We start from the raw sequence: 4,188 nt of genomic DNA on the forward strand, positions 1-4,188 counted from the left end.
CTTTCCGTCCTGCTGCGCGAAACGAGCATCTTTACTCGTAGTGCAATTTCACCGGGCCTATGGTTGAGACAGTCGAGAAGTCGTTACGCCATTCGTGCAGGTCGGAACTTACCCGACAAGGAATTTCGCTACCTTAGGATGGTTATAGTTACCACCGCCGTTTACTGGCGCTTAAGTTCTCAGCTTCGCCCTGACGAATCAGAGCTAACCGGTCCCCTTCACGTTCCAGCGCCGGGCAGGCGTCAGTCCGTATACATCGCCTTACGGCTGCGCACGGACCTGTGTTTTTAGTAAACAGTCGCTTCTCACTGGTCTCTGCGGCCACCCCCAGCTCACCGTGTAAACCGGATCACCAAGCGTGGCCCCCCTTCTCCCGAAGTTACGGGGGCATTTTGCCGAGTTCCTTAACCATAGTTCACCCGAACGCCTCGGTATTCTCTACCTGACCACCTGAGTCGGTTTAGGGTACGGGCCGCCATGAAACTCGCTAGAGGCTTTTCTCGACAGCATAGGATCATCCACTTCACCACAATCGGCTCGGCATCAGGTCTCAGACTATTGCCAGGCGGATTTACCTACCTGACGTCCTACACCCTTACCCCGGGACAACCACCGCCCGGGATGGACTACCTTCCTGCGTCACCCCATCACTCACCTACTAACCGCTTGGTTCGGCGGCTCCACCACTTTCCTTTCCCCGAAGGGTCCGGAACGGCTTCACGGCCTTAGCATCACGATGCTCGATGTTTGACGCTTCACAGCGGGTACCGGAATATCAACCGGTTATCCATCGACTACGCCTGTCGGCCTCGCCTTAGGTCCCGACTTACCCTGGACAGACCAGCTTGACCCAGGAACCCTTAGTCAATCGGCGCAAACGTTTCTCACGTTTGCATCGCTACTCATGCCTGCATTCTCACTCGTGAACCGTCCCCAACTCGCTACCGCGGCTGCTTCACCCGGCACACGACGCTCCCCTACCCATCCACACAGGCGTTGGCCCTATTGTGTGAATGACACGACTTCGGCGGTACGCTTGAGCCCCGCTACATTGTCGGCGCGGAATCACTAGACCAGTGAGCTATTACGCACTCTTTCAAGGGTGGCTGCTTCTAAGCCAACCTCCTGGTTGTCTGTGCGACTCCACATCCTTTCCCACTTAGCGTACGCTTAGGGGCCTTAGTCGATGCTCTGGGCTGTTTCCCTCTCGACCATGGAGCTTATCCCCCACAGTCTCACTGCCGCGCTCTCACTTACCGGCATTCGGAGGTTGGCTAAGGTCAGTAACCCGGTAGGGCCCATCGCCTATCCAGTACTCTACCTCCGGCAAGAAACACACGACGCTGCACCTAAATGCATTTCGGGGAGAACCAGCTATCACGGAGTGTGATTGGCCGTTCACCCCTAACCACAGGTCATCCCCCGGGTTTTCAACCCTGGTGGGTTCGGTCCTCCACGAAGTCTTACCTCCGCTTCAACCTGCCCATGGCTAGATCACTCCGCTTCGGGTCTTGAGCGTGCTACTGAAACGCCCTATTCGGACTCGCTTTCGCTACGGCTTCCCCACACGGGTTAACCTCGCAACACACCGCAAACTCGCAGGCTCATTCTTCAAAAGGCACGCAGTCACGAGATACGTGCAAGCACGTATCCGACGCTCCCACGGCTTGTAGGCACACGGTTTCAGGTACTATTTCACTCCGCTCCCGCAAGCACAAGTGCTTGCCCGACGCTCCCACGGCTTGTAGGCACACGGTTTCAGGTACTATTTCACTCCGCTCCCGCGGTACTTTTCACCATTCCCTCACGGTACTATCCGCTATCGGTCACCAGGGAATATTTAGGCTTAGCGGGTGGTCCCGCCAGATTCACACGGGATTTCTCGGGCCCCGTGCTACTTGGGTGTCTCTCAAACGAGCCGCTGATGTTTCGACTACGGGGGTCTTACTCTCTACGCCGGACCTTTCGCATGTCCTTCGCCTACATCACCGGTTTCTGACTCGTCTCCCGGCCGGCAGACCGTAAAAGAGAGATCCCACAACCCCGCAGACGCAGCCCCTGCCGGGTCTCACACGTATACGGTTTGGCCTCATCCGGTTTCGCTCGCCACTACTCCCGGAATCACGGTTGTTTTCTCTTCCTGCGGGTACTGAGATGTTTCACTTCCCCGCGTTCCCTCCACATACCCTATGTGTTCAGGTATGGGTGACAGCCCATGACGACTGCCGGGTTTCCCCATTCGGAAACCCCCGGATCAAAGCCTGGTTGACGACTCCCCGGGGACTATCGTGGCCTCCCACGTCCTTCATCGGTTCCTGGTGCCAAGGCATCCACCGTGCGCCCTTAAAAACTTGGCCACAGATGCTCGCGTCCACTGTGCAGTTCTCAAACAACGACCAGCCACCCATCACCCCACCTTCAACAGGCGAGTTCACTGGGGCCGGCGACTGAGGAAGTTCATTCCCTCAGACACCCAACAGCGTGCCCGACACACTCCCCGCTCCCCTCAACGTTCCACACTCCGAAGAGCAGTACTAGAAGGAGAAGACGATCAAGTATGCCGAATAGTCAACGTTCCACCCATGAGCAACCAGCATCAGACATTCGCTGATGTACTGGCCTCTGAACCTATCGTGGCCTCCCACGTCCTTCATCGGTTCCTGGTGCCAAGGCATCCACCGTGCGCCCTTAAAAACTTGGCCACAGATGCTCGCGTCCACTGTGCAGTTCTCAAACAACGACCAGCCACCCGTCACACACCACTTCCGTGATGCTTCACCGGGGCCGGCGACTGAGGAAGTTCATTCCCTCAGACACCCAACAGCGTGCCCGACACACGCCAAGTCCCGTCCGGAGATCATGCGTTCCACACTCTTACGAGCAGTACTAGCAGCCTCCGACCCGAGGTCCTGGCCGAATAGTCAACGTTCCACCCATGAGCAACCAGCATCAGACATTCGCTGATGTACTGGCCTCTGACCTCGTCCCGAAGGACTCGGTAAGAAGTGCTCCTTAGAAAGGAGGTGATCCAGCCGCACCTTCCGGTACGGCTACCTTACCAGGCAAGCCCGGTTAAGAAGTGCTCCTTAGAAAGGAGGTGATCCAGCCGCACCTTCCGGTACGGCTACCTTGTTACGACTTCGTCCCAATCGCCAGTCCCACCTTCGACAGCTCCCTCCCACAAGGGGTTGGGCCACCGGCTTCGGGTGTTACCGACTTTCGTGACGTGACGGGCGGTGTGTACAAGGCCCGGGAACGTATTCACCGCAGCAATGCTGATCTGCGATTACTAGCGACTCCGACTTCATGGGGTCGAGTTGCAGACCCCAATCCGAACTGAGACCGGCTTTTTGAGATTCGCTCCACCTCGCGGTATCGCAGCTCATTGTACCGGCCATTGTAGCACGTGTGCAGCCCAAGACATAAGGGGCATGATGATGCTGATCTGCGATTACTAGCGACTCCGACTTCATGGGGTCGAGTTGCAGACCCCAATCCGAACTGAGACCGGCTTTTTGCGATTCGCTCCACCTCGCGGTATCGCAGCTCATTGTCCCGGCCATTGTAGCACGTGTGCAGCCCAAGACATACGGGGCATGATGACTTGACGTCGTCCCCACCTTCCGCCGAGTTGACCCCGGCGGTCTCCCGTGAGTCCCTAGCACCACAAGGGCCTGCTGGCAACACGGGACAAGGGTTGCGTTCGTAGCGGGACTTAACCCAACATCTCACGACACGAGCTGACGACAGCCATGCACCACCTGTACACCGACCACAAGGGGGGCACTATCTCTAATGCTTTCCGGTGTATGTCAAGCCTTGGTAAGGTTCTTCGCGTTGCGTCGAATTAAGCCACATGCTCCGCCGCTTGTGCGGGCCCCCGTCAATTCCTTTGAGTTTTAGCCTTGCGGCCGTACTCCCCAGGCGGGGCACTTAATGCGTTAGCTGCGGCACGGACAACGTGGAATGTTGCCCACACCTAGTGCCCACCGTTTACGGCGTGGACTACCAGGGTATCTAATCCTGTTCGCTCCCCACGCTTTCGCTCCTCAGCGTCAGTATCGGCCCAGAGATCCGCCTTCGCCACCGGTGTTCCTCCTGATATCTGCGCATTTCACCGCTACACCAGGAATTCCGATCTCCCCTACCGAACTCTAGCCTGCCCGTATCGACTGCAGACCCGGGGTT

General features: G+C 57.4%; 2 rRNA genes. Both read right to left on the reverse strand.

What is annotated here, in order from left to right:
- A 23S ribosomal RNA gene (locus FDO69_RS40750) occupies positions 1-2,357 on the reverse strand; the annotation flags it as partial.
- 733 nt (positions 2,358-3,090) lie between these two features.
- Positions 3,091-4,188 (reverse strand): 16S ribosomal RNA (locus tag FDO69_RS40755); the annotation flags it as partial.

The sequence above is a fragment of the Streptomyces tibetensis genome (genome assembly GCF_007655005.1).
GTDB classification, from domain to species: Bacteria; Actinomycetota; Actinomycetes; order Streptomycetales; family Streptomycetaceae; genus Streptomyces; species Streptomyces tibetensis.